Annotated in this window: 1 pseudogene; it reads left to right on the top strand. The window is 50.2% G+C overall.

The annotated features are described in order from the left end of the window. Positions 1–472 (top strand): annotated as a pseudogene (locus tag WKT13_RS13330) (glycoside hydrolase family 2 TIM barrel-domain containing protein); the annotation flags it as partial.

Below are 472 nucleotides of genomic sequence, written 5' to 3'. Positions count from 1 at the left end.
ATGTCTCATCATGCTCAGTCTATGTCTGAAGGATGACGCATCGTGGGCCAACGCCGGATACGCCATTGCAGAGGAGCAGTTCACTCTGAAGGAACGTCCATCATTACCACAGATAAACGGTGGAGGCAATCTCTCCGTTGTCGGTAACAGCGTATCGGGTACAACCTCCGACGGTAAGAAGTACGAGATAACATTCTCCGGCGACGGCCAACTCACAGGATGGACTTTCGACGGCAAATCGTTCATCGATGCCGCACCGGACTTCAATTGCTTCCGCAGCATAGACAATGACGGAAATACATCAACTCAAAGCAGTACACACACAGTAACATCCTCGCTTTCAAAATCAGGTGACAACGCCGTGATGACACAGCAGGGTAATGGATGGTTGTGCGATTACACGATAGCATACACCATCTATCCGTCGGGTGTCATCGACATGAAGGTGACATTCATGCCGAAGAACGTCACC

The organism is Prevotella sp. HCN-7019, from assembly GCF_037890215.1.
Classification (GTDB): Bacteria; Bacteroidota; Bacteroidia; order Bacteroidales; family Bacteroidaceae; genus Prevotella.
The sequence above is the reverse complement of the archived record's forward strand: the minus strand, read 5'-3'. Positions and strand labels throughout refer to the sequence as shown.